We start from the raw sequence: 26,796 nt of genomic DNA on the forward strand, positions 1-26,796 counted from the left end.
AGCACAGTGCACCAGTACGAGAAGGACGGACCGGCGATCTACCGCCAGTCCTTCGCCACGATCCGCGCCGAGGCGGATCTGGCGGGCCTGCCCGCCGACGTCAGCCAGGTCGCGGTCCGCATGATCCACGCCTGCGGCATGGTCGACCTCGTGCGCGACATCGGCTTCAGCCCGAACGTGGTGGCCGACGCCCGGGCCGCGCTGCGCGCCGGTGCGCCGATCCTGTGCGACGTGCAGATGGTCGCCAGCGGGGTCACCCGCAAGCGGCTGCCCGCCGGCAACGACGTGGTGTGCACCCTGTCGGACCCCTCGGTGCCGGACCTGGCGAAGGAGCTGGGGACGACGCGCAGTGCCGCCGCCATGGAGCTGTGGCGGGACCGTCTGGAGGGCTCCGTCGTCGCCGTCGGCAACGCGCCGACCTCGCTGTTCCGGCTGCTGGAGATGATCGAGGCGGGTGCGCCGCGTCCGGCGGCCGTCATCGGCGTGCCGGTCGGGTTCGTGGGCGCCGCCGAGTCGAAGGACGCCCTGGCGGCGCACGCCTCCGGTCTTGAGCACCTGGTCGTGCGCGGCCGGCGCGGCGGCAGCGCGATCGCCGCCGCCGCCCTCAACGCGATCGCCAGCGAGGAAGAGTGAGCGTGAGCGAGCAGAGCACGGGACGGCTGTACGGCGTCGGGCTGGGCCCGGGCGATCCGTCCCTGATGACGGTGCGCGCCGTCGAGGTCATCGCCGGAGCCGACGTGGTGGCGTACCACAGCGCCCGGCACGGGCGGTCGATCGCCCGGTCCATCGCGGCGAAGCACCTGCGCGCGGACCACATCGAGGAACCGCTGGTCTACCCCGTCACCACGGAGACCACCGACCACCCGGGCGGCTACCGGGCGGCCATGGAGGAGTTCTACGAACAGGCCGCGGCCCGGCTGGCCACGCACCTGGAGGCCGGGCGCACCGTCGCGGTGCTCGCGGAGGGCGACCCGCTCTTCTACGGCTCGTACATGCACATGCACAAGCGGCTCGCGGACCGCTTCCCCACCGAGGTGATCCCCGGGGTCACGTCGGTGAGCGCCGCCGCCGCCCGGCTGGGCACCCCGCTCGTGGAGGGCGAGGAGGTGCTGACGATCCTGCCAGGCACGCTGCCCGAGGAGGAGCTGACGGCACGGCTCGCCGCCACGGACACGGCGGTGGTGATGAAGCTGGGGCGCACGTTCCCGGCCGTGCGCGGCGCGTTCGAGGCGTCGGGGCGGCTGGCCGAGGCCCGCTACGTCGAGCGCGCGACCATGGACGGCGAGCGCACCGGCGACCTGGCGGACGTGGACGCCGGCTCGGTGCCCTACTTCGCGGTCGCCGTGCTGCCGAGCCGGATCGGTTCGGCGCACACCGCGCAGCCGGTGGAACCCAGCGCGGGTGACGGCGAGGTCGTCGTGGTCGGCACCGGCCCGGCCGGGCCGCTGTGGCTGACGCCCGAGACGCGCGGCGCGCTGGCCGCCGCCGACGACCTGGTCGGGTACACGACGTATCTGGACCGGGTGCCGGTGCGGCCGGGCCAGGTGCGGCACGGCTCCGACAACAAGGTCGAGTCGGAGCGCGCCGAGTTCGCGCTGGACCTGGCCCGTCGCGGGCGTCGGGTGGCCGTGGTGTCGGGCGGCGACCCGGGGGTGTTCGCCATGGCCACGGCGGTCCTGGAGGTCGCGTCGCAGGAGGAGTACGCGGAGGTTCCGGTACGGGTCCTGCCGGGCGTGACGGCCGCCAACGCGGCGGCCGCCCGGGCCGGTGCGCCGCTGGGGCACGACTACGCGACGATCTCGCTGTCGGACCGGCTGAAGCCGTGGGAGGTCATCGCGGAGCGGCTGCGGGCGGCGGTGTCGGCGGACCTGGTGCTGGCGCTGTACAACCCGGGCTCGCGCAGCCGGACCTGGCAGGTGGGCAAGGCCAAGGACCTGCTGCTGGAGCACCGTTCGCCGGACACCCCGGTGGTGCTCGGGCGGGACGTGGGCGGTCCGGCGGAGAGCGTGCGCACGGTGCGGCTCGGCGACCTGGTGCCGGAGGAGGTCGACATGCGGACCATCCTGCTGGTCGGGTCCTCGCAGACGCGGTGGGTGCGGCGGGGCTCCGGCGGCGAGCAGGTGGTCTGGACGCCGCGGCGGTATCCGGAGGTGTGAGCCGCCGGTTCCGGACACGCCGCGGCGTGTCCGGAGGCCCGGCCGCTCAGTTCCGGAGGCGGTGACCCGCCAGCCAGGCGGCCGCCGCTTCCGGGGTGCCGGCCACCGGCACCCCCTCCGGCACGGGCGGGCGGCGCACCACGACCACCGGAATGCCGGCTTCCCGGGCGGCGGTCAGCTTCGGGGCGGTGGCCGCTCCCCCGCTGTCCTTGGTGACGAGGACGTCGATGCGGTGGCGGCGGATCAGGTCCCGCTCGCCGTCCAGGGTGAAGGGGCCGCGCTCCAGCAGGACCTCCATCCGGGCCGGGTGCGGGGCCTCGGGCGCGTCGACCGACCGCGTCAGGAACCACTGCGCGTCCAGCGCGGCGAACGCGGCCAGGCCCATCCGCCCGGTGGTCAGGAAGACCCGCTCCCCCAGCGCGGGCAGTGCCTGTGCCGCCCCGGCCAGTGAGCCGACCGGGTGCCAGCGGTCGCCGTCGGCCGCCGTCCAGCCGGGCCGGCGGAGCGCCAGCAGGGGAACATGGGTCTGCGCGGCGGCGGCGGCCGCGTTGAAACTGATCGTCTCGGCGAAAGGATGGGTGGCGTCGATGAGTACGTCCACCTCGTGGGTACGCAGCCACGCGGCCAGTCCGTCGGCTCCGCCGAAACCGCCGACGCGCACCTCCCCCGGGGGGAGCCTCGGGCTGTTCACCCGGCCGGCGAGGGAGCTGGTCACCCGTGCGGCGGGCTCTGCGGCCACCAGCAGTTCCGCGAGGCGGCGGGCCTCCGTCGTACCGCCGAGGACGAGTATGTGCATCGGGTCCATCCATGGGTGACATGAGCGAGAAGAACGAGAGCGGCGCGTCCGCCGTCGCCGGAACTTCCGGAACTTCCGGTGCCGAGGGCGGGCGCACCGCCCAACTCAAGCACACCGGCCTGCGGCCCGGCTGGACGACCGGGGCCTGCGCCACGGCGGCCGCCACGGCCGCGTACACGGCGCTGCTGAGCGGCGAGTTCCCCGACCCGGTGACGGTCACCCTGCCGCGCGGCCAGACGCCCGCCTTCGCGCTCGCCGTGGAGGAGCTGGGCGAGGGCACCGCGATGGCCGGGGTGGTCAAGGACGCGGGCGACGATCCGGACGTCACGCACGGTGCGCTGGTACGGGTGACGGTGCGGCGGCTGCCGCCGGGCTCGGGGGTCGTCTTCCGGGCCGGCCCCGGAGTCGGCACGGTGACGCTGCCCGGACTGCCGCTGGAGGTGGGCGAACCGGCGGTCAATCCGGTGCCCCGGCAGATGATCCGCGAGCACGTGGCGGCGGTGGCCGCCGCGCACGGCGGAACCGGTGACGTGGAGGTCACCGTGTCGGTGGACGACGGCGAGGAGATCGCCCGCTCCACGTGGAACCCCCGGCTGGGGATCCTGGGGGGCCTGTCCATTCTCGGTACGACGGGGATCGTCGTGCCGTACTCCTGCTCGGCGTGGATCGACTCGATCCGGCGGGGCGTGGACGTGGCACGGGCCGCCGGGCACACGCATGTGGCGGGGTGCACGGGGTCGACGTCGGAGAAGACCGTCGTCGCCGAGTACGGCCTGCCGGAGATCGCCCTGCTGGACATGGGGGACTTCGCGGGGGCCGTCCTGAAGTACGTGCGGCGGCATCCGGTGGACCGGCTGACGGTGTGCGGAGGCTTCGCCAAGCTGTCGAAGCTGGCGGCAGGGCATCTGGACCTGCACTCGGCACGCTCGCAGGTCGACAAGGGGTTCCTGGCGGAACTGGCCCTGCGGGGCGGCGCGGACGCCGGGCTGGCGGCGGAGGTGGCCGCGGCCAACACGGGACTGGCGGCGCTCCAGCTCTGCCAGGCGCGGGGGGTGCCGCTGGGGGACCTGGTGGCGGTGGCGGCACGGGACGAGGCGTTGGCGGTGCTGCGGGGCGCGCCGGTGGCGGTGGACGTGATCTGCATCGACCGGGCGGGAACGGTCGTGGGACGCAGCGACGTGCGCTGAGCGCGGGTGGGGGAAGGGCGCGCGCGGCGGGGGGTGCGCTGAACGGGCGGGGCCGAGCATGCGCGGCGGGGGCGCGTGAGCCTGCGCGGGGGAAGGCAGGCGCGGCGGGAGGCATGACCGTGGGCCGGTCCTGGGCCTTCCCGTCAGCCCCGGCGCCGGGTCCGCGCCCTCCTGCTCCGGCGGCCGGGACTGTCCGCCCACCTGGACGAACCGCTGCCCCCGGCGGCCACAGTCTCTTCCGGCCAATGATGGCGACGGAAAGGGCTTTCGCCTCCGGACCCCGCAGAGGCCGACCCCGTCCGGGGCGTCGCCGCCGCACGGGCCCCCGCCACCGGCGTGCGGCGCGGTACGGGCGGGACAGGGGTTCACCTTCGGGAACGCGCGGGGGTGATCCCGCGCCCGGTCGCCGTGGCCGGTGTGTGCCCGCGTGAATTCGCCCCGCGCGGCCGGCCCCCCTCCCCGGGTGCGCGCCGCGGTCCCGCGGTTCCGCGCGCGGTAAGCCTCGCACGGCGGCATGGACCTCCTACAACCTCCGCGCCCACAAGCGGAATTGAGCCACCCCGGAGCCCGGCATGCCGTCACCAGAGGTCTTGTGGCGTTCGAAGACGGGTGGTTAGGCTCCGGCTCGTTTCAGTTCCTTCGCACTTTCTGCAATTCCTTGAACCAATGGTGAACAGCTCTGCCGTGCCCGCAGAAGCGGTGCCCGGCGTCGTGCAGCCGGAAGGGAGCAGGGGTGAAGGGGACTTCGGCGGCGCGCACGGACCGCGGGACGGCCGCGTCCGGCCCCCCGGCCGGGGTCGCACCGCGCGACGCACGTCTCTTCTGGTGCTCCAGCACGGCCGACGCGCTGGGCAGCCAGGCTTCCGGCGTCGTCCTTCCGCTCCTGCTGCTGTCCCTCGGCCATTCGCCCGCCGCGGTCGGCGGGATCGTGGCCGCGTCCGCCGTGCTCGGCCTGGTCCTGGGACCGCTGGCGGCCGTGCCCGCCGACCGGGGGGCCCGCAAACCGGTGATGGTGGGGGCCGCCTGCACGGCCGCGCTGGCGATGGCCGTCGTGGCCGTCGCGGTCGCCACCGGCCGGCCACCCCTGGCGCTGGTACTGGCGGGCGTGCTGGTGGAGCGGTTCGCCACGGCGGTGTACGAGGCCGCCGCGCGCGGCACGGTCGCCCTGCTCACCCCGCCCGGGGGATACGCCCGTACGGTGGCGCGCCTGGAGGCCGGGGAGCGGCTGGCCCTCGTCCTGGGGCCGGTGCTCGGCGGCGCGCTGTACCAGGTGGGCCGCGCCCTGCCGTTCGCCCTCGACGCCCTCTCGTACGCGGTGACCGCGCTCTGTGTCCGGTGCATGCGGGCCGACCTGCGCCCGGCGGGCCCGGCCCGGGCGCCGGAAGCCCCGGCGGGCGGGCCGCCGGACGCACGCCCCGGTCCGTCGCGGTCGCCGGAAGAGCGTCCGAACGGGGCCCCGGGCCCGCACCCCGCGGCGGCCTCGGACGCCCCGCACACCACCCGGTCCGCACACCCCCCGGCGATCCCGGCCGACACCGGCCCGGACCGGGCGCACGTACCGCCCCGCGTCCCGCTGCGCACCGAACTCTCCGCCGGACTGCGGCTCGTGGCGGCCTCCCCGGTCCTGCGCCTGGTGCTCCTGTGGCTCTCCGTCGTCAACGGGGCACTGGCGGCACTCTCCTTCGGCGTCCTGGTCGGCCTCCAGCGCGACGGCCACGGCGGCGCCGCCACCGGCGCGGTCCTGGCCGCCGCCGGGGCCGCCGGCATCGCGGGCGCGCTGGCCGCCCCCTCGCTCGCCGCCCGCGCCGGTGACGTACGCAGCGTCCGCGCGGTGACCTGGCTCCTCGTACCGCTCACCGCGGCGCTGGCCGCAACCGGCTCGCCCTGGTGGCAGGCCGCCCTCTTCGGCGGGATCTGCCTGGTCATGCCCGTCGCCACCGTGGTCCTCCAGTCCCGGGCCATCGCCGCCGTCCCCGTGCGCCTCCAGGCCCGCGCCGGGGCGGTGCTGGCCACCGGGGCCGGCGCGGCGGCCGCCCTGGGGCCCGCGGCGGCGGGTCTCCTCGCCGGGTTCGGCGCGGCGGGCCCCGCGCTCGGCTGCGCCGGGGCGCTGCTGGCGCTGGCGGCGTACACCACCCGGAGCCGCGCCCGCACGCTCGCCGCCCCTCGCGGCGGACAGCGGAGGCCGGCCGGCGACGGGACCGGGGGCGCCCCGTGACGGCCGCCGCCGGGGCCGGGCCCGGCTCGACCGCGCCGCGGACGCCCGCTCCCCGCTACCGCGTCTTCCACGCGGCCCTGCCCGAGGTGTGCGCCGCGGACCCCGCCCGCATGGTGTTCACCGCCGACGCCGACGGCCGCTGCGAGGTCTTCACCTGGCACGCGGCCACCGCCTCCGCCCGCCGGGTCACCGACCGGCCGGGCGGCACCTTCCACTGCTCGATCGACGCCGACGCCCACGTGTGGTGGTTCGAGGAGGACGCCCACGGAAGCGGCCGGTGGCGGTTCCGGCCCTTCGACGGCGGACCGGCGCGCGACGGCCTGCGCGGGACGCCCGAGGGGCAGGCACGCGGGCTCGCGGTCAGCGCCGACGGAGCCGTCGCCCTGGCACTGGGCGATGGGGCCGGCACCACCGTGTACCGGGGCCCCCGCGGCGGCGCCGCCCGCCCGGTCGCCCGGCTGCCGTACCAGGCGTCCTTGACCGGCATCAGTTCCGACGGGGAGTTGCTGGCCGTCGGCGGCCAGGCCCGCTCCTCGCGGGCGGTCACCGTGCTCCGCGCCTCCGACGGGACCCGCATCGCCCGGCTCCCCTGCGGACAGGGCGCGTTGTGGTCCCTCGGCTTCACTCCCCGGCCCGGCTCCCAGGAGCTGCTGCTCGTACGGGAGGACGGCGGACGCTACCTGCTGGCCACCTGGCGGCCGGGCGGGGAACCCGTCACCCACGCCTGGGCCTCGTTCGACACCGAGATCACCGCCCGGTGGCGGCCCGACGGCCGCGGCGTCCTGATCCGGCAGGACCGGCACGGACGGAGCATCCTGCACCGCGCCGACCTGGGCACGCGCGGCCTCAGCGTCCTGCCCACCGCGCCCGGCACCCTCCTGGACGCCGCCGAACACGCGGGCGGCGACCTCCACACCCTCTGGACCAGCACCGCCGAACCCCCGCGCGCCCTCTCCAGCGCCGGCACCCCGCTGCCCGCCGCGCCCCGGCCGCCTGCCCCCCTGCCCGGGGTGTCGCGCGACCTGTGGACCCCGGGCCCCGACGGCGACCTGCACACCCTGGTCACCCTGCCCGAAGGGGCGCGCGGCCCGGTGCCCACGGTGTTCCTCGTGCACGGCGGGCCCGCCGACCACGACCGGGACGCCTACGACGGCACCGTGCACTCGCTGGTGGCCTCCGGTTTCGGCGTCGCCCGGGTCAACTACCGGGGCTCCACCGGGTACGGGCCCGCCTGGCGGGCCGCGATGACCGAGGGCGTCGGTCTCACCCAGGTCGCCGACCTGGCAGCCGCCCGCGCCGACCTCGTGGAACGCGGCTGGGCCGACCCCGGCTCCTGCGCCCTGTGGGGCACGTCGTGGGGCGGCTACCTCACGCTCCTGGCGCTCGGCGTGCGCCCCGGGCTCTGGCGGGCGGGAGTGGCCGTGAAACCCGTCGCCCACCTCGCCCTCGCCCACGCCGCCACCACCCCGGCGCTGCGCGCCCTGGACGAACGCCTCTTCGGCGGCACCCCGGAGGAACTCCCCGAGCTCTACGCGCGCAGTTCGCCGCACACCTACCTCCCGCACCTCGACGCCCCGCTGCTGATCGTCGCGGCGCGGCACGACGCCAAGTGCCCGCCCGGCCAGGTGCTGGCGTACACCGACGGCCTGACGCGGCAGCACAAGCCGCACGACGTCCTGTGGCTGGACACCGGCCACGACGGCTACGACGGCGCGGACCACGTGCGCGCCCTGCGCGCGGCCGTCGTCTTCCTGGACCGCACCCTGCGCGGCGGCCCGGCCCCCGGCCGCCGTCGCACCGCCCCCACAGCATCCCCCGCCACCCGGCGCGGGGAGTCCGGCCCAGCGGAGCACGCCGCCGTACCGGCCGGAGGCAGCACACCGCACCACCCCACGGAGAGGACGACCCACCATGCAGAAGGACATCATCCACAACGACCCGCTCGCGGGTGACGAGGAGAACCGCAAGCCGAGCGTCGGCATCACCGTCACGGTCCCCTTCCGCAACACCGAGGAAGGCCAGGACGAGGAGTAGGGGCAACCCCCTCCCGCTCTGAAGGGCCGGTCCGGGGCGTACGCGCCCCGGACCGGTTCCGCCCCCTCCCCCGCCACCCAAGGAGTGCCCCCGTGCGTGTCCTGCTGGTCAACATGCCCTGGTCGCCCATCGACCTTCCGTCGCTCGCCCTGGGGATACTCAAACGCAGCGTCGACGAGCGCGTGCCCGGCGCGTCGGCGGCCGTACTGCACGCCAACCTCGAATTCACCGACTGGATCACCGAGCGCACGGAGTTCACCGCCGACGACTACGAGTACTACGCGCTGTCCTCGTACTTCATGGGCTGCGGCGACTGGGTGTTCTCCTCGGCGCTCTACGACGATCCGGCGTGGCGGGAGAAGGAGTTCACCGAGACCATGCGGACCCGGCTGAACAGGGCCCGCATGAAGATGTCGCACGAACTGCACGCCGTGGTGCCGGAGTTCGTCGACGCGATCGCCCGGCGGATCGTCGCCGAGAGCCCGGACGTGGTGGGCTTCACCTCCACCTTCCAGCAGAACACCGCCGCGCTGGCCGCCGCCAAGCACGTCAAGCGCCTCGCGCCGCACATCAGGACGGTCATCGGCGGCGCCAACTGCGACGCCGAGCAGGGCGCCGCCCTGCACCGCAACTTCGACTTCGTGGACTTCGTCGTACGGGGCGAGGGCGAGGCGGCGTTCCCGCGGCTGCTCACCGCGCTCGGCGGGGACGACGACCTGAGCGGCGTCCCCGGGCTGTGCCGGCGCACCGACGACGGGCAGTCCGTCGCCAACCCCATGGCGACCAGTCCGCTGCCGCCCGCCACGATCCTGCCGCCCGACTACAGCGGCTACTTCGAGCGCCTCGCCGCCTCGGTCGCCCGCAACTGGGTCGAGCCGAAACTCGTCGTCGAAGGCGCGCGCGGCTGCTGGTGGGGCGAGAAGCACCACTGCACGTTCTGCGGCCTCAACGGCTCCTTCATGCAGTTCCGCAGCAAGAGCCCGGACGTCTTCTACGACGAGATCATGGACCTGGCGCGCAAGCACAAGGTCCTCGACATGTACGTCGTCGACAACATCCTCGACATGGGCTACCTCAACACCGTGCTGCCCCGCATCATCGAGAGCGGCTACGACCTGCGCCTGCACATCGAGATCAAGGCCAACATGCGCCGCAGCCAGCTGCGCACGCTCTCCGACGCGGGCCTGATCTACGTGCAGCCCGGCATCGAGAGCCTCAACAACCGCGTGCTGGACCTGATGGACAAGGGCGTCAGCGGCTGCCAGAACGTGCGGATGCTGCGCGACGGAGCCGAGACCGGGCTGTCCGTCTCGTGGAACTACCTGCACGGCTTCCCCGGCGAGAGCGCCGAGGACTACGACGGCGTCATCGGCCAGATCGCCGCCCTCGAACACCTCGATCCGCCCGTCGACCTCTCCGCCCGCATCGCCATCGAGCGCTTCAGCCCGTACTTCAACCGTCCGGAACTCGGTTTCGACGGCCTGCGCCCGGAGGCGCACTACCGCTTCACGTACGACCTTCCCGAGCAGGAGCTCTACGACCTGGCGTACGTCTTCGAGGCGCCCGAGCGCGGCATCTCCGAGCCCACGGTCTCCGCCCTCAACGACGCCCTCGCGCTGTGGAAGAAGCACCACGCGGACGCCCGCCTCACCCACACCGACCTCGGCGAGCGCATCGTCCTGGTCAGCAGGCGGCGCGCCTTCGACTGGCGTACGAAGGAGCTCACCGACCCGTTCGAGGTCGCCCTCTTCCGGCTGCTGGACCAGCCGCACACGCCCGCCGCCCTCCTCCGCAAGGCGACCGCGCGGGTCCGGGACCACGGGCGCACCGAGGCCGACGTCGAGGAGCTGCTCGCCGCGTGGGTCCGCCTCGGGCTGGTCTTCACCGACGCCGGGCAGTACGTCCACCTCGCCCCGGCGGCCGTCAACGAGGACCTGCTGCGCCTGGACTTCATGCGCCACCTGCACGCGGCCCCCGCACCGGATGCGGCCGGGGAAGCCGCCACGGACCGCACCCCGGTGCCGGCCTGACCAGGCCCGCAGCCCTCCCCGACCCGAGACGAAAGGCCGCCGCCATGGACACCGCCGCCCCCTGCGAACCGACCTCCCCGCTCACCGTCACCGCCTGGCGCGACTACGACGAGGCCGCCTGCGCGCTGCCCGGCATGCTGCTGGGCGAGGTCGAGCTGACCGGCCCCGCGGACGCGGAGGCCGACCGGCTCTGGGACAGCGGGGCCCGCCGGGTCCGGCTCGCCGAGCCCGTCGACCTCACCGCCACCGACGGTCCGGCGGCGGCCCGCCGCACCGTGCGGGCGCTCAGCCTGGTCCGTGACCTCACCGCCCGCGCCGTACTCGTCGAGTGGGACCTGCGCCTGGACCCGGCCCGCCCGGACGACACCCTCGTCCTCAGCCACCTCCAGCCGCCCCGGACGCTGCACGGCCACCCCGGGCCCGAAGCCGCGCTGGCGGCCTGGCGCGGCGGGCACTACCTGGGCAAGTGCCTGTGGCGCGACGGCCCCGGCTTCTTCCAGATCCGCGACCGCCGCTGGGGCAACCTCCAGCGCTTCACCGCCGACGAACCGCACTACCGCACCGCCGTGGACGCGCTCGCCCGGGGAGCCCACCCGGACGACGTCCCCCGGGACGCCCTGGACGACTTCACCGAGGAGCGGCTCGTGCTGCGCCTGGGCCCGCTGGCCTGGTGGGTGCCGTACCGGGTGAGCCGGTGGACGCAGGAGGCCATGGCGATCTGAGCGGTACCGCGCCCGTTCAGCACACGTGGCGGTCCCTGGACGGGGAGTAGAGGTGGCTGTCGTGGAACTGGGCCGCGCCCAGCGTGCGGCCCACCATGATCACGGCGGTGCGGAGCACCCCGGCCTCCTTGACCTGCGCCGCGATGTCCTCCAGCGTCCCCCGGAGCACGATCTCGTCCGGCCGGGACGCGTAGGCGACGACGGCGGCCGGGCAGTCGGTCCCGTAGTGCGGGACGAGTTCCGCGACCACCCGGTCCACGTACTGCGCGGCCAGGTGCAGGACGATCAGCGCCCCGCTGCGGCCCAGGGTCGCCAGGTCCTCGCCCTCGGGCATGGCGGTGGCCCGCTGCGCGATACGGGTGAGGATGACGGTCTGGCCGACGGTGGGGACCGTCAGCTCCCGCTTCAGGGCGGCCGCGGCCGCCGCGAAGGCGGGGACGCCCGGGATCACCTCGTAGGGGATTCCCGCCTCGTCCAGGCGGCGCATCTGCTCGTTCACCGCGCTGAAGACCGACGGGTCGCCCGAGTGGAGCCGGGCGACGTCCTGGCCGGCCCGGTGCGCGGCGAGGAGTTCGGCGGTGATCTGCTCGATGTCGAGCTGCGCGGTGTCCACCAGCCGGGCGTCCGGCGGGCACTGGGCGAGCAGCTCGCGCGGAACGAGGCTGCCCGCGTACAGGCAGACGCCGCAGGAGGCGAGCGTGCGGGCGCCGCGCACGGTGATCAGGTCGGCCGCGCCGGGGCCGGCGCCGATGAAGTACACGGTCATGAGGGGGCTCCAGAGAGGTTCGGGGAGGGCTTCGTGACGGACCACTGCGTGACCGGCATCGCCTGCCGCCACCCCGTGAACCCGCCCACCGGCACCGCGTGCGCCACCGCGAGCCGCACCAGGTCGCCGCCGTGGCGGCGGTGCCAGGAGGCGAGCAGCGCCTCGGACTCCAGGGTGACGGTGTTGGCGACCAGCCGGCCGCCGGCCGGGAGCGCGTCCCAGCAGGCGTCCAGCAGGCCGGGCGCGGTGAGCCCGCCGCCGATGAAGACGGCGTCGGGGGCGGGCAGACCGGTGAGGGCGTCGGGGGCCCGGCCGGTCACCACGCGCAGTCCCGGCACGCCGAGGCGGTCGGCGTTGCGGGCGATGCGTTCCGCGCGCACCGGGGCGCGCTCCACGGTGACCGCCCGGCAGGACGGGTGCGTACGCATCCACTCGACGGCGATGGAACCCGAGCCGCCGCCGACGTCCCAGAGCAGTTCGCCGGGGGCGGGGGCGAGCGTGGCGAGGGTGGCCGCGCGGACGTGGCGCTTGGTGAGCTGGCCGTCGTGCTCGTAGGCGTCGTCGGGGAGGCCCGGTACGGCGCCCAGCCGCAGGGCGCCGGGGGTGCGGGAGCAGTCGACCGCGATGACGTTGAGGGGGTCGCCCGGGGCGTGCGCCCAGGTGTCGGCGGTGCCGTCGGCGCAGTGCTCGTCCTCGCCGCCGAGCTGTTCCAGTACCCGCATCCGGCTCGGCCCGAAGCCCCGCTCGCGCAGGAGGTCCGCCACGGCCGCCGGGGTGTCCGGGCCGGCGCTGAGCACCAGGACGCGGCGTCCGTCGTGCAGGGCGGCCGCGAGGCGGGCGGCCGGGCGGCCGACGAGGGTGACGACCTCGGTGTCCTCCAGCGGCCAGCCGACGCGCGCGCAGGCGTACGACACGGAGGACGGGTGCGGCAGGACGTGCAGCGCTTCGGGGCCGAGGGTCTCGGTGAGGGCGCGCCCGATGCCGTAGAACATCGGGTCCCCGCTCGCGAGGACGGCGATCCGGCGGCCCGTGTGGGCGGCGATCAGCCCGGGGACGGCGGGGCGCAGCGGCGACGGCCAGGAGACGCGCTCGCCCGCGCAGGAGGGGGGCAGCAGGGCGAGCTGACGCGGTCCGCCGATGAGGACCTGGGCGTCCTGGAGCACGGAACGTGACCGCTCGGGGAGGCCCGGCCAGCCGTCCGCGCCGATGCCTATGACGGTCACCGCAGGTGGGGCGGGGGGTGCGGGTGCTGCGGTGGTCACGGACGGTACCTCGGTGCTCGGGGGACGACGCAGCCGAAACTCTACTGTCCGCATGTCGCGCCCTTCCGCGCAGGTGTACGAAACGGGGAGGGCGGGCGAGCGGGCGCGCGGGGCTGCTCCGCCGTCCGTGCGCGGCCGGGGCCGGCACGCGAAACGGCGCCCCTCCCGGTCTGCCGGAAGGAGCGCCGTGACGGCACCACGTCAGCGGTGGTTCAGCGCTGACGGCTCAGCACTGGGGACGGCTGCCGTGGTTGGCGCCGTTCTTGCGACGGGCCCTCTTCTTGCGGCGGCGCTTCGACGACATGGTGCCTCTCCTCACGTTCGACGGATCTGTGCCTCGTCGTCGAGTCTCCACCCGTCCGACCGGGTGTTCCACTCGTCGACATCGGCCCTGCTACCCGCCGCAACGAGAGTCACTCCCGTCGCGTTACGACTCGTCTCATGACGAACACGCGTGCGTGCACGCACCCCCTCCCATCCGGGACAATGTGTCGAGAACGTGCCGACCGCACTGCGACACACATGACACACATGGAGGTAACGGGCGGATGCCGCACCAACGAGCGGGACAGCAGACCCGGCCGGAAGATCTCGTCGACGTCTCCCGGCTGGTGACCGCGTACTACGCGCTCCACCCCGACCCCGCCGAGCCGCGCCAGCGGGTCGCCTTCGGCACCTCGGGCCATCGCGGTTCCTCGCTCAACACGGCGTTCAACGAGGACCACATCGCCGCGACCAGCCAGGCGATCTGCGAGTACCGCGCCCAGCAGGGCATCGACGGGCCGCTGTTCCTGGGCGCCGACACGCACGCCCTGTCGGAGCCCGCGAAGGTCACCGCGGTCGAGGTGTTCGCCGCCAACGGGGTACGGGTGCTGATCGACGCGGCGGACGGCTACACGCCCACACCCGCGGTGTCGCACGCCGTCCTGACGTACAACAAGGGCCGGACGAACGGTCTCGCGGACGGCGTGGTGGTCACCCCGTCGCACAACCCGCCCGCCGACGGCGGCTTCAAGTACAACCCGCCGAACGGCGGCCCGGCGGGCTCCGACGCCACCGGGTGGATCCAGGACCGGGCCAACGAGCTGATCGCGCACGGCCTCAAGGGCGTCCTCCGCGTGCCCTACACCCGCGCCCTCGCCGCCGACACCACCGGGCGGTACGACTTCCTGGGGACGTACGTCGCCGACCTGCCCTCCGTGCTCGACCTGGACGCGGTCCGCACGGCCGGGGTGCGCATCGGCGCGGACCCGCTGGGCGGCGCGGCGGTGGCGTACTGGGGCCGCATCGCCGAGCAGCACCGCATCGACCTCACGGTGGTCAATCCGCTGACCGACCCGACCTGGCGCTTCATGACGCTGGACTGGGACGGGAAGATCCGGATGGACTGCTCGTCGCCGTACGCGATGGCCTCGCTCATCGAGCAGCGCGAGAAGTTCCAGATCGCGACCGGCAACGACGCGGACGCCGACCGGCACGGCATCGTCACGCCCGACGGCGGGCTGATGAACCCCAACCACTACCTGGCCGCCGCGATCTCCTACCTGTTCGCGCACCGCGAACAGTGGGCGGCGTCCGCCGGGATCGGCAAGACGCTGGTGTCGTCGTCGATGATCGACCGGGTGGCCGGCGACCTGGGGCGCACGCTGGTGGAGGTGCCGGTGGGCTTCAAGTGGTTCGTGGACGGGCTGAGCGACGGATCGCTGGGCTTCGGCGGCGAGGAGTCGGCCGGTGCGTCGTTCCTGCGCCGGGACGGCTCGGTGTGGACGACCGACAAGGACGGCATCATCCTGGCGCTGCTCGCCTCGGAGATGCTGGCGGTCACCGGGCGTACGCCGTCGCAGAGCTACGCGGACCTCACCGCCCGCTTCGGCGAGCCCGCGTACGCCCGCATCGACGCGGCGGCCACCCCCGAGGAGAAGACGGTGCTCGGCAGGCTGTCGCCGGAGCAGGTCGGCGCGGACACCCTCGCGGGCGAGCCGGTGACGGCGGTGCTGACCGAGGCCCCCGGCAACGGCGCGGCGCTCGGCGGCATCAAGGTGACCACCGAGAACGCCTGGTTCGCGGCCCGCCCCTCGGGCACCGAGGACGTCTACAAGATCTACGCGGAGTCCTTCCACGGCGCGGACCACCTGGCCCGCGTCCAGGAGGAGGCCAAGGCGGTCGTGTCGGCGGCACTCGCCGGCTAGCGGCCGCCCGGGGGGGGCCGCGTCCCCTCCCGCGGGGTGTCGGAGACGGCGTCCGGCAGGGATGCTGGGCGGTGACGACCGACCGATCGCGAGAGGGGCTGCGCCCATGAGTTCCGTCCCCGAGGTCCAAGAGGTCCGGCAGGCTCCCCTCGTGGAGCTCACCCCGGAGGCCGCCGGTCTGGTGCGGCGGCTGCGGGAGGCCCACGGGCCGCTGATGTTCCACCAGTCCGGCGGCTGCTGCGACGGCAGCGCCCCCATGTGCTACCTGGACGGGGAGTTCCGCACCGGCGGCTCCGACGTCCTGCTCGCCTCCCTGGCCGTGGAGGGCGTCGAGGAGAGCGTTCCGTTCTGGATGTCGACGCGCCAGTACGAGGTGTGGCGGCACACCCGGCTGATCGTGGACGTGGTGGAGGGCAGGGGCAGCGGCTTCTCCCTGGAAGCCCCGGAGGGGGTGCGCTTCCTGATCAGGTCTCAGGTGATCTGACCGCCGTCGGCCGGTCCGGGCCCGGACCGGCCGGGGCGGCGCCCGCCGGCCTGCGGGTCGTACCGGCGCAGGAACTCCTCCAGGGCGTCCAGGTCGTCGGTGTTGACGTGGTCGACGCGGGCGTCCAGCAGGGCGTGCCACAGGGCGTCGCGCGCCGGGCCCGGTGCGTCGGGCGTGCCCCAGAAGCGCAGGCGCCGGCCCCGGCGGTGGGCGCCGCGCACGAGGGCGTGCAGGGCGTCCCGTTCGGCGCGCGGGAAGGGGCCGGTGCCCGTCCAGGTGAAGCTGTCCGCCCAGTCGGCGCTGACCAGCGGGATGAGCGAGGGCGGGACCGGGGACGCCAGGTCGGGCAGGCGGCCGTCGAGGAAGGCGTACCGGGTGCGCTGCGCCGCCATGGGGGCGCGGGCGGCCCGGTCGCCGGAGACGACGGCGCTGACCGCGCCGAGCCGCACGCGCCCGCCGCCGTACGTACTGAGCATGCGCCGGTACGGGTGCAGCCTGCGGTGGAGTTCGCGGTACGTCGCCGCTCCCTGCGTCTTGATGTCGACCAGCAGGTGCACCGGGCGGCGGTGTCCGGGGTGGACGCTGCCGTGGTGCGCGCGCACCCGTGCGGCGAGGGGGTCGAGGTAGAGCGCTTCGAGGGTGCGCGCGGGGTCGGCGTCCGCGAGGTCGTGGGCGACCAGGAGCCGGCCCTCCACCAGGTGGACGTCCGCCTCGAAGCTGGTGAAGCCGTGGTCGAGGGCGTCCAGGAGGGGGCGTTCGTGGAGGTAGTCGTTGTGGGCGTGGGCGCGCCGCAGCGGGCGCTTCGGGCGCGGGCGGTCCTGTGCCGCGTACGGGGAGCCCGCGGCGGACAGGGTGCTCGCCCAGCCGGCCGCGCCCACGAGTGCTCCGGCGAGGGTCGCGGCGGCGGTGCGCCGGGTGGTCAGGGACGCCATGGGGCGGGTGCCTCCGGGGTCGGCAAAGTGTGCGCGAGGACATCGGGCTGCGGCAGAGTATCCGCCCGGGGCGGCCCATGTGCCAGGCGGTGACCGCGAGTTCGCGCCACGGTCGCGGCCGTCGGGCATCGACGCGGGGCCGGGGCCGGAGGGGCGGGCCCGGTGGATCATCCGTGCGAACCGTCTGAAAGAGTGCTCGCATGGTCCTCACAGGTGAGCTGTCCACGCATGTCCCCGGCCCGCGCCGCAGGAATCTCCTGATCGCCGCCGTCGTCGCGGCGGCCGTCCTCGCGACGGCGACCTGGGTCCTCATCGCCCGGTTCAACGAACGGCCGCCGTGGGCCCAGAACGTCGGTTACGAGGCCGGGTACTACCGGGGCCAGCAGATCCGCAAGACGGACCGCACCGGCGACAAGGTGAAGGAGGCCGTCGCCGGGGGCTGCGCGAGCGCGGTGGCCGACGGCGGCAAGAAGGCCGACGACGCTCCCGAGGCGTGGGTACGGGGCTGCCTGGACGCCGTGCGGGGCAAGCCCAGCAACCCCAACGGGGCCTGAGCCGGTCAGCCCGGCACGACGACCGGGGCGGCGTCCCCCGTCGGCGTGGCGGCGCCGCCCGCGGCGGCGGCCCCGGCGGTGATCTCGTCCCAGCGCACCGTCCGGTCGCACCAGCGTTCCAGCAGCACCCGGTCGTGACCGACCGTCAGCAGGCCGGCGTGGTGGGCGCTGCGGTAGTCCTCGACGACGGCGACCAGGGCGGCGGTGGTCGAGGCGTCCAGCATGGCCGTCATCTCGTCGCACACCAGCCAGCGCGGTTTGAGCACCAACGCCCGTGCCAGACAGGCCCGTTGCAACTGGCCGTCGCTGACCTCGTGCGGGCGGCGGCCCAGCAGGTCGTCGCCGAGGCCGACGGTGTCACTCAACTCGGCCACCCGCGACGCCGCTTCGTCGCGCCGCCCGTTCGCGCGCAGCGGCTCGGCGATGAGGTCGCGCAGCCGCAGCCGGGGGTCGGCGGAGAGCCGGGGCTGCTGGAAGACGACGCCGATCGCGGTGCGCTGGGCGCGGGGCGCCCGGTGCCGCCAGCCCCGGACGCGGGTCCCGTCGAGGGTGACGGTGCCCGCGTCGGGGCGGTGCAGCAGCGCGGCGACGCGGGCGAGGGTGGACTTGCCGCAGCCGCTGGGGCCCAGGAGCCCGACGGACTCCCCCGGCCGCACGGTCAGGTCGGCGTCCCGCACGACGGGGCGGCCGCGTTCGTATCCGGCGGTGACGGCGGCGAGTTCAAGCACCGGTGTGCTCCTCGGGGAAGGGATGCGGGGCCCGGCCGGCGGCCCTCCGGTCCGGCGGGTAGTGGCAGGCGATGCCGTCGGCGAACACGGGCTGGGCGTCGCAGGCCTCGGCCGCGTGCGCGCAGCGGGCGGCGAAGGCGCAGCCGCGCGGCAGGTCGCCGAGCTCCGGCGGCATGCCGGGGATCGGGGTGAAGTCCCGCTCGGGGAGGGCGGCGAGGAGCCCGCGCGCGTACGGGTGCCGGGGGCCCGGGGCGCCGAAGAAGGCCCGGGCGTCGGCGAGTTCGACGATGCGGCCCGCGTACATGACGGCGATCCGGTCGGCGACGCGCTCGGCGGCCGCGAGGTCGTGGGTGATCATCAGCAGGGCGTGGCCGGCGTCGACGTGGCGGCGCAGTTCGTCCACGGTGCGGTGCACGAGGTCGCGGTCGAGACCGGTGGTGGGTTCGTCGGCCAGCAGCAGGGGCGCGTCGCCGACCAGGGCGAGGGCGGTCGCCGCGCGCTGGGCGAGGCCGCCGGACAGCTCGTGCGGGTAGCGGTCCAGGTGTCCGGCGGGGAAGGAGGCGCGTTCGGCGGCGGCGAGCACCGCCTTGTCCAGATCGGGTTTGCGCACCCCGGTGAGCTCGCGGAGGGTCTCGCCGAGCTGGTCGCCGACGGTGCGCACCGGGGTGAGGTGGGCGGCCGGGCTCTGCGGCACGAGTCCGACGCGCCTGCCCCGTACCGTGCGGGCGAGGGTCTTCTCGTCGGCGGCCAGCAGGTCGGTGTCGCCGAGGAGGGCCCGGCCGGCGGTCTGGGCGTTGCCGGGGAGCAGCCCGAGGAGGGCGGAGGCGAGCACGGACTTGCCGCAGCCGCTCTCGCCGACGAGGGCCAGGCACTCCCCCGCCGGGAGGTCGAAGGTGGCCGCGGTGACGGCGGCGATGTGGCGGCCGCCGCGCATCCGGAACCGTACGGACAGGTCCCGTACGGCGAGAACGGGCGCGGTGGCGGGCGCGGTGTCCGCGGGCCGCGCGGCGGCTTCCGCGGGCCGGGCGTCGGACGCCGCGGCGGGCCGCGTGCCCGGGGCGCCGGCTCCGGCGGGTCGGGTGGTCACAGCATCAGCTCCGATCGGCGGCGCGGGTTGATGCGCTCGCGCCAGGCGCCGGCGAGGCCCGCGATGGCGAGCGTCGGGACGATGAGGAAGAGGCCGGGGAAGAGCGTCGGCCACCAGTCCCCCGCGAGGAGCGAGCTGCGGGCGGTCTGGATGAGGTTGCCCAGGCTCGCCTGGTGGCTGGGCAGGCCCAGGCCCAGGAAGGACAGCGCCGATTCGTGCCACATGGCGTGCGGCACCATCAGGACGGCCGCGAGTGCCGCCTGCGGCATCACCCCGGGCAGCAGGTGCCGGACGATGACGCGCAGCCGGGAGGCGCCGCCGGAGACCGCCGCGTCGATGTACGGGCGCGAGCGCAGCGACAGCACCTCGGAGCGCACGATGCGTGCCGTCGACAGCCAGTGCGTGAGCGCGACCGACACGATGACCGGCCACACCCCGGGGCGGAACATGGCGACGATGAAGATGCCCAGCAGCAGGTGCGGCACGGAGGAGAAGGTGTCGACCAGGCGCATGACGATCCGGTCGACCCAGCCGCCGAAGGCGGCCGCCGCCGCGCCGACGGCGGTGCCGATGACGGTGGCGACGAGCGCGGCCACCAGGCCCACCAGCAGCGACACCCGCAGCCCGTAGACGCAGCGCAGCAGCAGGTCGCGGCCGACGTCGTCGGTGCCGAAGGGGTGCGCCGGGGACGGCGGCCGGAGCCGCAGCGTGAGGTCGACGGCCTGTTCGTCGAGGTTCACCAGTGGCGGCACCACCAGGACGGCGAGCGCCACCAGGGCGACGATCACCGCGGAGGTGCGCACGCGCAGGGTGCGGGTGGAGCGGCGGGTGCGCCCGTGGGCACGCCAGTGCGTGCCGTCGTCCGTGCGCGACGCCTTTGCGGCAGTGGCCGTGTCAGCCATCGAAGCCCACCCTCGGGTCGGCGATTCCGTACAGGAGATCGGACAGCAGGTTTCCCGCCAGCACGGCGGCCGTGGCGAGCACGGTCAGCGCGGCGAGCAGCGGGAAGTCGACGGAGGTGGCGGCCTGCACGGTGGCGGCGGCGATGCCGGGCCAGCTGAAGACCGTCTCCACGAGGAGTGCCCCGGTGATGAGCTCGGGGACGCGGGAGCCGACCAGGGTGAGCGCGGGCAGCATGCCGGAGCGCAGGGCGTGCCCGAAGAGCACGGTGCGCTCGCTGGTGCCGCGGGCGCGCGCGCCGCGGACGGGGTCCTCCTCCAGGGCGTCGGCGACGCCCTGGCGTACGTACAGGAAGAACCACGGCAGTTGGGTGATGCCGAGCACCAGCGCCGGCAGCACCAGGTGCGAGGCGACCTGGCCGAAGGTGACGGTGTCGCTCGCGGTGTCGGTGAGCCCGCCCGCGGGCAGCACTCCGAGCTTCAGGGCGAAGAACCACATGGCGAGCAGCCCGAGCCAGAAGGCGGGCGCGGCCTCCAGGGTGTACGCGGCGGAGCCGGCGCCGCGGTCGAGCCAGCCGCCGGGGCGGCGGGCGGCCAGTACGCCCAGCGTGGTGCCGAGCACGATGGCGACGGCGAACGCGGTGGCGGCCAGCAGGGTGGACCAGCCGAGGCGTTCGGTGATGACGTCGGCGACGGGCTGGCGCATCACGCCGGAGTCGCCGAGGTCGCCGGTGACGGCGGCGGTGAGCCAGTTCCACCAGCGGGCCACCAACGGCTGGTCGACGCCGAGGTTGGCGCGCAGCTGGTCGAGGTTGGCCTGCGAGGAGGTGAGGCCGGCGGTGCCCGCGTACGCCTTGACGGGGTCGAAGGGGGACGCCTCGGCGACCGCGAAGACGCCGAAGGTGACGACCAGGAGGACGGGGACGGCGAACAGGGCCCGCCGTCCCGCCATCCGCGCCATCGGTCCCCAGGGGAACCGGCGGCGTACCGCTGCGGCCGTGGTCACTTCTTCGGCTTCCAGTCCTCGACGTTCCACCAGGGGCCGGACGCCAGGCCGTGGTCGTGCGGCTCGATCTGGGTGGTGAGGGTGTCCCAGGTGTCGTTGACGACGTAGAGGTGGTCGATGTGGGTGAGGAAGGTGTAGCCCGGGTTCTTCACCAGCTCCTGCTGGACGGTGGTGTAGGCGGCCTTGCGGTCGGCTTCCTTGTTGGTGCGCCGGCCCGCTTCCAGGGCGGTGTCGACGGCCTTGTTGTCGTACCAGGCCATGTTGTTGAAGCCGTCGCCCGCGAGGGAGGACTTGAGCAGGGTGTACTGGTCGAAGTCGGGGTCGCCGGGCGAGCCGCCGCCCGCGAGGACGGCGTCCTGCTTCATCCGCGGCTCGATGACCTCCCAGGTGCCCGCCTGGGTCCTGATGTCGATGCCGGCCTTCTTGGCGTCGGAGGCGTAGGCGAGGGCGTGGTCCTGGCGGAGCTTGTCGCCGGAGAGGTACCAGAGCGGGAAGGTGGCGCGCACGCCGTCCTTGACGCGGACCCCGTCGGCGCCCGGCTTCCACCCGGCGTCGTCGAGGATCTTCTTGGCCTTCGCCAGGTCGTGGACGCGCTCGGTGCCCTTGGCGAACCAGGGGCTGTCGGTCGGCACGGGCCCGTAGGCGGGCTTTCCGGCGCCGCCGAGGATCTTGTCGACCATGACCTCGCGGTCGACGGCGACGTCGAGTGCCCGGCGCACGGCGGTGTCGCCGGCGACCTCGTTGTGGGTGGGCAGGGTGACGGTGCGGTAGTCGAAGGACTTCGCCGCGTACGTCTTCCTGCTCTTGTCGCCCTGGAAGGCCTTGGCGAGGTTGGGCGGCAGGATCGCGCCGTCCAGGTCGCCGGAGCGCAGCCGGGTCATGCGGACGTCGTCGTCCTTGATGATCGCCATCGTGAACTTCTTCACGGCGGGCGCGCCGCCCCAGTAGCCGGGGTTCGCCTTGAAGCTGAGCTTCTCGCCCTTGGACCAGCCGGTGAGGACGTACGGGCCGGTGCCGACGGGCTTGGTGGTGAACTCGCCCGTGTTCACGTCCTGCTTGCCCGCGATGTGCTCGGGGGCGATCGGCAGGACGGTGCGCTCGGCGAACGGCGCGTACGGGTACTTCAGGGTGAAGACGACCGTGTCGTCGCCCCGGGCCTTGACGCTCTCGACGGCGTCCAGCTCGGTCTTGGCGGCGTTGTTGGTCTTCTTGTCGAGAATGGTCTCGTACGTGAAGACGACGTCCTTGGCGCCGAAGGGCTTGCCGTCGCTGAACTTCACGCCCTGCCGCAGTCTGTACGTGTACGTGAGGCCGTCGGCGCTGACCTCGGGCAGTTCGGCGGCGAGCGCGGGCTTCAGCTTCATTCCGGCGTCGAAGGCGAGCAGCCCGTCGAAGATCTTGGAGTTGCCGTCCTTGCCGTAGCCCAGGAGCGGGCTCAGGGACTCCGGCTCGTACGCGATGCCGACGACCGCGGAGTCCTTGGCGCCGGTTCCGGCGCCGGCGGTGCCGCCCGGCGTGGAGCAGGCCGCCGCGGTGGTGGCCAGGGTCGCGGCCAGCGTTACGGCGGCCGCCGTCCGTATCCTTCGGGCCGTCATGGCGCCCCACACCCCTTTTGGTGATCAACTGTTCTTGCAAACAGCGTGCAATTAAACAGTACGTAAGGGTGCCGTGCTGTCCCACCCCCTCGCGGGGCGGGACGGCACGCGGGACGGCGAGTCCGCAGCTCAGCGGGTCAGTCCGGGACCGGAAGCCCGACGAGCCGCCCCACCGCCTCCCGGTGGGCCCCGGAGCTGCCGAGGGCGAGGGAGTCGGCCTTGGCCCGCTTCAGGTAGAGATGCGCCGGATGCTCCCAGGTCATTCCGGTTCCGCCGTGGAGCTGGACGCACTCCTCGGCCGCGTGCACGGCGACCCTGCCGCAGTAGGCCTGCGCGAGGGCCGCCGCGAGCGGTGACTCCGCGCTGCCGGCGGCGAGGGCGTCGGCGGCGTTGCGGGCGGCGGCGCGGGCGGACACGACCTCCAGCCAGAGCTGCGCCATGCGGTGCTTGAGGGCCTGGAAGGAGCCGATGGGACGGTTGAACTGGTGGCGCTCCTTGGTGTGGCGGACGGTCTCCGCCAGGCACCACTCCGCGAGGCCGAGCTGTTCGGAGGCGAGGAGTCCGGCGCCGGCGAGCAGCCCCCCGCGGACGGCCGCCCGGGCGGTGCCGCCGTCCGCGAGCAGGGTGCCCGCCGCACCGGCGAGGGTGACCTCGGCGAGCGGGCGGGTCAGGTCCAGGGGGATCTGCGGCGTGACGGACACGCCCTCCCCGGTCCGCTCCACGGCGTACAGCCCGGCGGCCGTCGGGACCAGCAGCACGTCGGCGGTGGCCGCGTCCGCGACGCCCGCGAGGACCCCGTCGGGGCCGGGCCGCAAGGTGACGTCGTCGGGCCCCACGGCGAACGGGGCCACCAGGGCGGCCGTGCGCCGCCCGGACGCCAGCGCGCCGAGCAGTCCGGCCACGTCCGGCCTGCCGGCGTCGCACCCCAGCAGCACCTCCGTCGCCACCACCGCGCTGGTCAGGTACGGCGCGGGAGCCATCGCCCGCCCCAGCTCCTCCAGGACGACGGCGGCCTCCCGGTGCGAGGCGCCCTGCCCGCCCAGTTCCTCCGGCACGAGCAGCCCGGCGACGCCCATGTCGGCGGCGAGGGCCTTCCAGAGCTCCGGGTCGTACGGGTCGCCCTCCTCGGCGCGGACGGCGACGCGGGCGGGGTCGCCCCGGTCCGCGAGCAGACCGCGCACGGCGGCCCGCAGGTCCTCCTCGGTCTCGGAGTACAGCAGGTCGGGCGTGCGCGGCTCGGGCGTTTCGGCGGTGGGGCTCATCGGGCCAGGTCCTTCCAGGCGACGTCCTTGTCGGTGCGCGGTTCGGCGGGCAGCCCGAGGACGCGCTCGGCGACGATGTTCAGCAGCACCTCGGAGGTGCCGCCCTCGATGGAGTTGCCCTTGGAGCGCAGGTAGCGGTATCCGGCGTCGCGGCCGGTGAAGTCGACGAGTTCGGGGCGGCGCATCGTCCAGTCGTCGTACAACAGCCCCTCCGCGCCCCGCAGTTCGACCTCCAGGCCGCTGATCTCCTGGTTGAGGCGGGCGAAGGCGAGCTTCATGCCGGAGCCCTCGGGTCCCGGCCGGCCGGCGGCGAGCTGCTGGCGCAGCCGCTCGCCGGCGAGCCGGGCGACCTCGGCCTCCACGTACAGGTCCAGGAGCCGTTGGTGCAGGGCGTGGGTGCGCAGTTCGGGGCGCTCGCGCCAGGTCTTCGCGACGGGGCCGATCATGCCGCCCTCGCGGGGGAGGCGGGCGCCGCCGATGGAGACGCGCTCGTTCATCAGGGTGGTCCTGGCGACCGTCCAGCCCTCCCCGGCCTCGCCGACGCGCAGGGAGTCGGGGATGCGGACGTCGCTGAGGAAGACCTCGTTGAACTCGGCCTCTCCGGTGATCTGGCGCAGCGGCCGCACCTCGACGCCGGGGTCGGTCATGTCGCACACGAAGTACGTCATGCCGCGGTGCTTCGGCTGCTCGGGGTCGGTGCGGGCGACGAGGATCGCCCACCGGGCGAGGTGGGCGCTGGAGGTCCACACCTTCTGCCCGTTGACGATCCAGGTGTCGCCCTCGCGCACGGCGCGGGTGCCGAGCGCGGCGAGGTCGGACCCGGCTCCGGGCTCGCTGAAGAGCTGGCACCACACCTCCTCGCCGACCCACAACGGCCGCAGCAGGCGCTGCTTCTGCTCCTCGGTGCCGTGGGCGAGAATCGTGGGCGCGGCCATGCCCAGGCCGATGCCGATGCGGCGCGGGTCGTTGTCGGGGGCCCCGGCGGCGGCCAACTCGGCGTCCACGACGGCCTGGAGGCCGCGCGGCGCACCGAGCCCGCCGAGGCCGACGGGGTAGTGCACCCAGGCGAGCCCGGCGTCGAAGCGGGCCTTGAGGAAGTCGGTGCGACTGGTGGTGGCGGGCGGGTGGGCGGCGAGCAGTTCCCTGGTACGCGCGCGGAGTCCGGCGGCGTCGGCCGCGGGCTCGGGTACGGCGTCGGCCACCGCTTCGGGCGCGGCGTCGGTCACCGGCCGCGATGCCGGGTCGGTCACCGGCCCGGACACGGGTTCCGTCATCGGGACGCTCCTTCCGGTACGACGGCCACGCGGCCGGTGCTGCGCCCGTCTGCGACGCGCTGGACCGCGTCGGCGGCGTCCTTGAGCGGCACGCGCTCGCTGATCAGCGGCCTGACGGCGCCCTCGGCGGCGAGCCGGGTCAGCTCGGCGTGGCAGGCGGCGACGGCCGCCGGGTCCTTGGCGTTGTAGAGCCCCCAGTGCAGGCCCAGAATGCTGTAGTTCTTCACCAGCGCGTGGTTGAGGGCGGGCGCGGGGATCGTGCCGCTGGCGAAGCCGACGACGACGATCCGGCCCTCGAAGGCGACGCACTTGGCGGACCGGGTGAACGCCTCGCCGCCGACCGGGTCGTAGACGACGTCCGCGCCGCGCCCGCCGGTGGCCTCCTTCACCGCGCCGACGACGTCGCCGCCGTGCCGGTCGACGACCAGGTCGCAGCCCAACTCCCGCGCCACCGCGGCCTTCTCGGGCCCGCCGACGACCCCGATCACCCGCGCACCCGCGGCCTTGCCGAGCTGGACGGCGGCGCTGCCGACCCCGCCGGCCGCCGCGTGCACCAGCAAGGTCTCCCCCGCCCGCAGGCGCGCGCGCCGGTGCAGGCCGAACCAGCCGGTCTGGTACCCGATGTGCAGGGCGGCCGCCTCGGCGTCGTCCAGCACGTCGGGCGCCGCCAGCAGCGCTGCCGCGTCCGCGACGGCGTACTCGGCGAAACCGCCGTACGGCAGCGCCGGGTTGGCGATGACGCGCCGCCCGTCCTCGGTCTCGCCGCAGATCTCGACGCCGGGGGTGAACGGCAGCGGCGGACGGACCTGGTACTCGCCCCGGCAGAGCAGCGCGTCGGGGAAGTTGATGTTCGCGGCGCGCACCCTGAGCAGTACCTGCCCGTCGCCCGGAACCGGCCGGTCCACCTCCTCCAGGCGCATCGCCGTCCCCGGCTCGCCGTTCTCGTGCACTCGCCATGCCTGCATCAGGGGGCCTCCACGCGCTGTCGTCGCCGCTACCGTGCACGCGCATACTAAGCGGTCGCTTGGACAGCGGGAAGGGTTCGCCCGTACGAAGAGGCGCAGTCCCCCCGTTTCCTCCGCCGCGCGCTCGCCCGGGATACGACGACGCGCGGCGGCCCCGGTCCGGCACCGGGGCCGCCGCGCGGGCACGGAACGGCCGACAGGGGTCAGCCTGCGGCGAACCTCTCCCGGAGGGCGGCCAGGCCCGTGCCGTACGTGCCGTCGCCGAAGACCGCCTCGACCTGCGGGACGACCTCGTCGGCCCCGGCGTACTCGGCGCTCCAGTCGATCTCGGCGCCGTCCGCGTGCGGACGCACCGCGAGGGTGGCGACGTAGTCGGTGACCGGCAGCATCGGGTCGATCACCGTGTAGGTGTACGCGGCCGCCTCCTTGCCGAGCAGGCGTTCGCGGGCGACGACCCTGCCGTCGATCGTGAACACCCGTACCGCTCCGGGCGTCTCGGGGTCGGCGTCCTCCTCGACGGTGGACGGCGGGACGTGGGGGTGCCAGGCGCCGAGGCCGCCGAAGCCGCCGATGAGCTCCCAGACCTCGGCGGGCGTGGCGGGCACGACGGCCGTGCGACGCAGTGTGTGCGTGGTCATGCGCGGTGCTCCCTC

25 protein-coding genes are annotated in these 26,796 nt (G+C 74.8%); 11 read left to right on the forward strand and 14 right to left on the reverse strand.

Going from position 1 to position 26,796, the window contains the following annotated elements:
* Nucleotides 1–6: 6 nt before the first annotated feature.
* Together ACZ56L_RS27205 and ACZ56L_RS27210 are read left to right on the forward strand one after the other, a co-directional pair.
* Entirely contained in the window at nt 7–633 is a 627-nt protein-coding gene (locus tag ACZ56L_RS27205; protein WP_345226743.1) for a precorrin-8X methylmutase, read from the forward strand.
* Nucleotides 630–2,156, forward strand: a complete 1,527-nt coding sequence (locus ACZ56L_RS27210) for a precorrin-2 C(20)-methyltransferase (RefSeq protein WP_471066933.1) — start codon at nt 630–632, stop codon at nt 2,154–2,156. Before ACZ56L_RS27205 ends, ACZ56L_RS27210 begins: the two co-directional genes overlap by 4 nt.
* 46 nt (nt 2,157–2,202) lie before the next feature.
* Here the strand turns inward: ACZ56L_RS27210 and ACZ56L_RS27215 are convergent, their stop codons facing one another.
* Nucleotides 2,203–2,952 (reverse strand): cobalt-precorrin-6A reductase, encoded by a 750-nt coding sequence (locus ACZ56L_RS27215; protein ID WP_471066935.1) that lies wholly within the window; start codon nt 2,950–2,952, stop codon nt 2,203–2,205.
* A 20-nt stretch (nt 2,953–2,972) separates the two neighbouring features.
* Here ACZ56L_RS27215 and ACZ56L_RS27220 point away from each other — a divergent pair, with 20 nt between their 5' ends.
* The 6 genes from ACZ56L_RS27220 (at nt 2,973) to ACZ56L_RS27245 (ending at nt 11,140) form a co-directional block, all read left to right on the forward strand.
* Nucleotides 2,973–4,139, forward strand: coding sequence for a cobalt-precorrin-5B (C(1))-methyltransferase (locus ACZ56L_RS27220; protein ID WP_471066937.1), 1,167 nt, complete (start codon nt 2,973–2,975; stop codon nt 4,137–4,139).
* Between the two features lie 733 nt (nt 4,140–4,872).
* A complete protein-coding gene (locus tag ACZ56L_RS27225; RefSeq protein ID WP_471066939.1) occupies nt 4,873–6,354 on the forward strand; it encodes an MFS transporter in 1,482 nt (493 codons plus the stop codon).
* Complete coding sequence (locus ACZ56L_RS27230; RefSeq protein ID WP_471066941.1) at nt 6,351–8,306, forward strand: alpha/beta hydrolase family protein; 1,956 nt, start codon at nt 6,351–6,353, stop codon at nt 8,304–8,306. Before ACZ56L_RS27225 ends, ACZ56L_RS27230 begins: the two co-directional genes overlap by 4 nt.
* Nucleotides 8,266–8,388, forward strand: a complete 123-nt coding sequence (locus tag ACZ56L_RS27235; RefSeq protein ID WP_345225962.1) for a hypothetical protein — start codon at nt 8,266–8,268, stop codon at nt 8,386–8,388. The genes ACZ56L_RS27230 and ACZ56L_RS27235 overlap by 41 nt, the downstream gene beginning before the upstream one ends.
* A 92-nt stretch (nt 8,389–8,480) precedes the next feature.
* Nucleotides 8,481–10,418 (forward strand): RiPP maturation radical SAM C-methyltransferase, encoded by a 1,938-nt coding sequence (locus tag ACZ56L_RS27240; RefSeq protein ID WP_471066943.1) that lies wholly within the window; start codon nt 8,481–8,483, stop codon nt 10,416–10,418.
* 44 nt (nt 10,419–10,462) lie between these two features.
* Complete coding sequence (locus ACZ56L_RS27245; RefSeq protein WP_345225957.1) at nt 10,463–11,140, forward strand: DUF5825 family protein; 678 nt, start codon at nt 10,463–10,465, stop codon at nt 11,138–11,140.
* Between the two features lie 16 nt (nt 11,141–11,156).
* On the opposite strand, the gene cobM is transcribed toward ACZ56L_RS27245, so the two are convergent.
* From cobM to ACZ56L_RS27260, 3 genes are all read right to left on the reverse strand, one after another.
* Nucleotides 11,157–11,906 carry a precorrin-4 C(11)-methyltransferase gene (cobM, locus tag ACZ56L_RS27250; protein ID WP_345225955.1) on the reverse strand — a complete coding sequence of 250 codons (750 nt, stop codon included), beginning with the start codon at nt 11,904–11,906 and terminating at the stop codon, nt 11,157–11,159.
* Nucleotides 11,903–13,129 carry a precorrin-6y C5,15-methyltransferase (decarboxylating) subunit CbiE gene (gene cbiE, locus ACZ56L_RS27255; protein WP_471067044.1) on the reverse strand — a complete coding sequence of 409 codons (1,227 nt, stop codon included), beginning with the start codon at nt 13,127–13,129 and terminating at the stop codon, nt 11,903–11,905. Before cbiE ends, cobM begins: the two co-directional genes overlap by 4 nt.
* Nucleotides 13,130–13,394: 265 nt before the next feature.
* Nucleotides 13,395–13,472 carry a 50S ribosomal protein bL37 gene (locus ACZ56L_RS27260; protein ID WP_373312619.1) on the reverse strand — a complete coding sequence of 26 codons (78 nt, stop codon included), beginning with the start codon at nt 13,470–13,472 and terminating at the stop codon, nt 13,395–13,397.
* 244 nt (nt 13,473–13,716) lie between these two features.
* Here ACZ56L_RS27260 and pgm point away from each other — a divergent pair, with 244 nt between their 5' ends.
* Both pgm and ACZ56L_RS27270 read left to right on the forward strand, forming a co-directional pair.
* On the forward strand, nt 13,717–15,357 hold the full coding sequence (gene pgm, locus ACZ56L_RS27265; protein ID WP_345225953.1) for a phosphoglucomutase (alpha-D-glucose-1,6-bisphosphate-dependent): 1,641 nt from the start codon (nt 13,717–13,719) through the stop codon (nt 15,355–15,357).
* Between the two features lie 106 nt (nt 15,358–15,463).
* On the forward strand, nt 15,464–15,841 hold the full coding sequence (locus ACZ56L_RS27270; protein ID WP_345225949.1) for a DUF779 domain-containing protein: 378 nt from the start codon (nt 15,464–15,466) through the stop codon (nt 15,839–15,841).
* On the opposite strand, the gene ACZ56L_RS27275 is transcribed toward ACZ56L_RS27270, so the two are convergent.
* Nucleotides 15,829–16,773 (reverse strand): phosphatidylinositol-specific phospholipase C/glycerophosphodiester phosphodiesterase family protein, encoded by a 945-nt coding sequence (locus ACZ56L_RS27275; RefSeq protein ID WP_471066946.1) that lies wholly within the window; start codon nt 16,771–16,773, stop codon nt 15,829–15,831. The genes ACZ56L_RS27270 and ACZ56L_RS27275 overlap by 13 nt on opposite strands.
* 200 nt (nt 16,774–16,973) lie before the next feature.
* Between ACZ56L_RS27275 and ACZ56L_RS27280 the strand changes: the two genes are divergently transcribed.
* Complete coding sequence (locus tag ACZ56L_RS27280) at nt 16,974–17,327, forward strand: hypothetical protein (protein WP_401761499.1); 354 nt, start codon at nt 16,974–16,976, stop codon at nt 17,325–17,327.
* A 5-nt stretch (nt 17,328–17,332) separates the two neighbouring features.
* Here the strand turns inward: ACZ56L_RS27280 and ACZ56L_RS27285 are convergent, their stop codons facing one another.
* The 9 genes from ACZ56L_RS27285 to ACZ56L_RS27325 form a co-directional block, all read right to left on the reverse strand.
* Nucleotides 17,333–18,055, reverse strand: a complete 723-nt coding sequence (locus ACZ56L_RS27285; RefSeq protein WP_468690382.1) for an ABC transporter ATP-binding protein — start codon at nt 18,053–18,055, stop codon at nt 17,333–17,335.
* Nucleotides 18,048–19,142, reverse strand: a complete 1,095-nt coding sequence (locus ACZ56L_RS27290) for an ABC transporter ATP-binding protein (protein WP_468690381.1) — start codon at nt 19,140–19,142, stop codon at nt 18,048–18,050. The genes ACZ56L_RS27285 and ACZ56L_RS27290 overlap by 8 nt, the downstream gene beginning before the upstream one ends.
* Complete coding sequence (locus ACZ56L_RS27295) at nt 19,139–20,044, reverse strand: ABC transporter permease (RefSeq protein ID WP_345225940.1); 906 nt, start codon at nt 20,042–20,044, stop codon at nt 19,139–19,141. Before ACZ56L_RS27295 ends, ACZ56L_RS27290 begins: the two co-directional genes overlap by 4 nt.
* Complete coding sequence (locus ACZ56L_RS27300) at nt 20,037–21,002, reverse strand: ABC transporter permease (RefSeq protein ID WP_345226736.1); 966 nt, start codon at nt 21,000–21,002, stop codon at nt 20,037–20,039. The genes ACZ56L_RS27295 and ACZ56L_RS27300 overlap by 8 nt, the downstream gene beginning before the upstream one ends.
* Nucleotides 21,003–21,043: 41 nt before the next feature.
* Complete coding sequence (locus ACZ56L_RS27305; protein WP_471066949.1) at nt 21,044–22,642, reverse strand: ABC transporter substrate-binding protein; 1,599 nt, start codon at nt 22,640–22,642, stop codon at nt 21,044–21,046.
* 137 nt (nt 22,643–22,779) lie between these two features.
* A complete protein-coding gene (locus ACZ56L_RS27310; protein WP_471066951.1) occupies nt 22,780–23,904 on the reverse strand; it encodes an acyl-CoA dehydrogenase family protein in 1,125 nt (374 codons plus the stop codon).
* Nucleotides 23,901–25,178: an acyl-CoA dehydrogenase family protein gene (locus ACZ56L_RS27315; protein ID WP_471066953.1), complete on the reverse strand. Its 1,278-nt coding sequence runs from the start codon at nt 25,176–25,178 to the stop codon at nt 23,901–23,903. Before ACZ56L_RS27315 ends, ACZ56L_RS27310 begins: the two co-directional genes overlap by 4 nt.
* The gene (locus ACZ56L_RS27320) at nt 25,175–26,143 is read right to left on the reverse strand and encodes an NADPH:quinone oxidoreductase family protein (RefSeq protein WP_345225930.1); all 969 of its coding nucleotides are present in this window, start codon (nt 26,141–26,143) and stop codon (nt 25,175–25,177) included. Before ACZ56L_RS27320 ends, ACZ56L_RS27315 begins: the two co-directional genes overlap by 4 nt.
* A 203-nt stretch (nt 26,144–26,346) precedes the next feature.
* A complete protein-coding gene (locus ACZ56L_RS27325) occupies nt 26,347–26,781 on the reverse strand; it encodes an SRPBCC family protein (RefSeq protein ID WP_345225928.1) in 435 nt (144 codons plus the stop codon).
* Nucleotides 26,782–26,796: the final 15 nt, after the last annotated feature.

This window comes from Streptomyces sp. NPDC039736 (assembly GCF_055596485.1).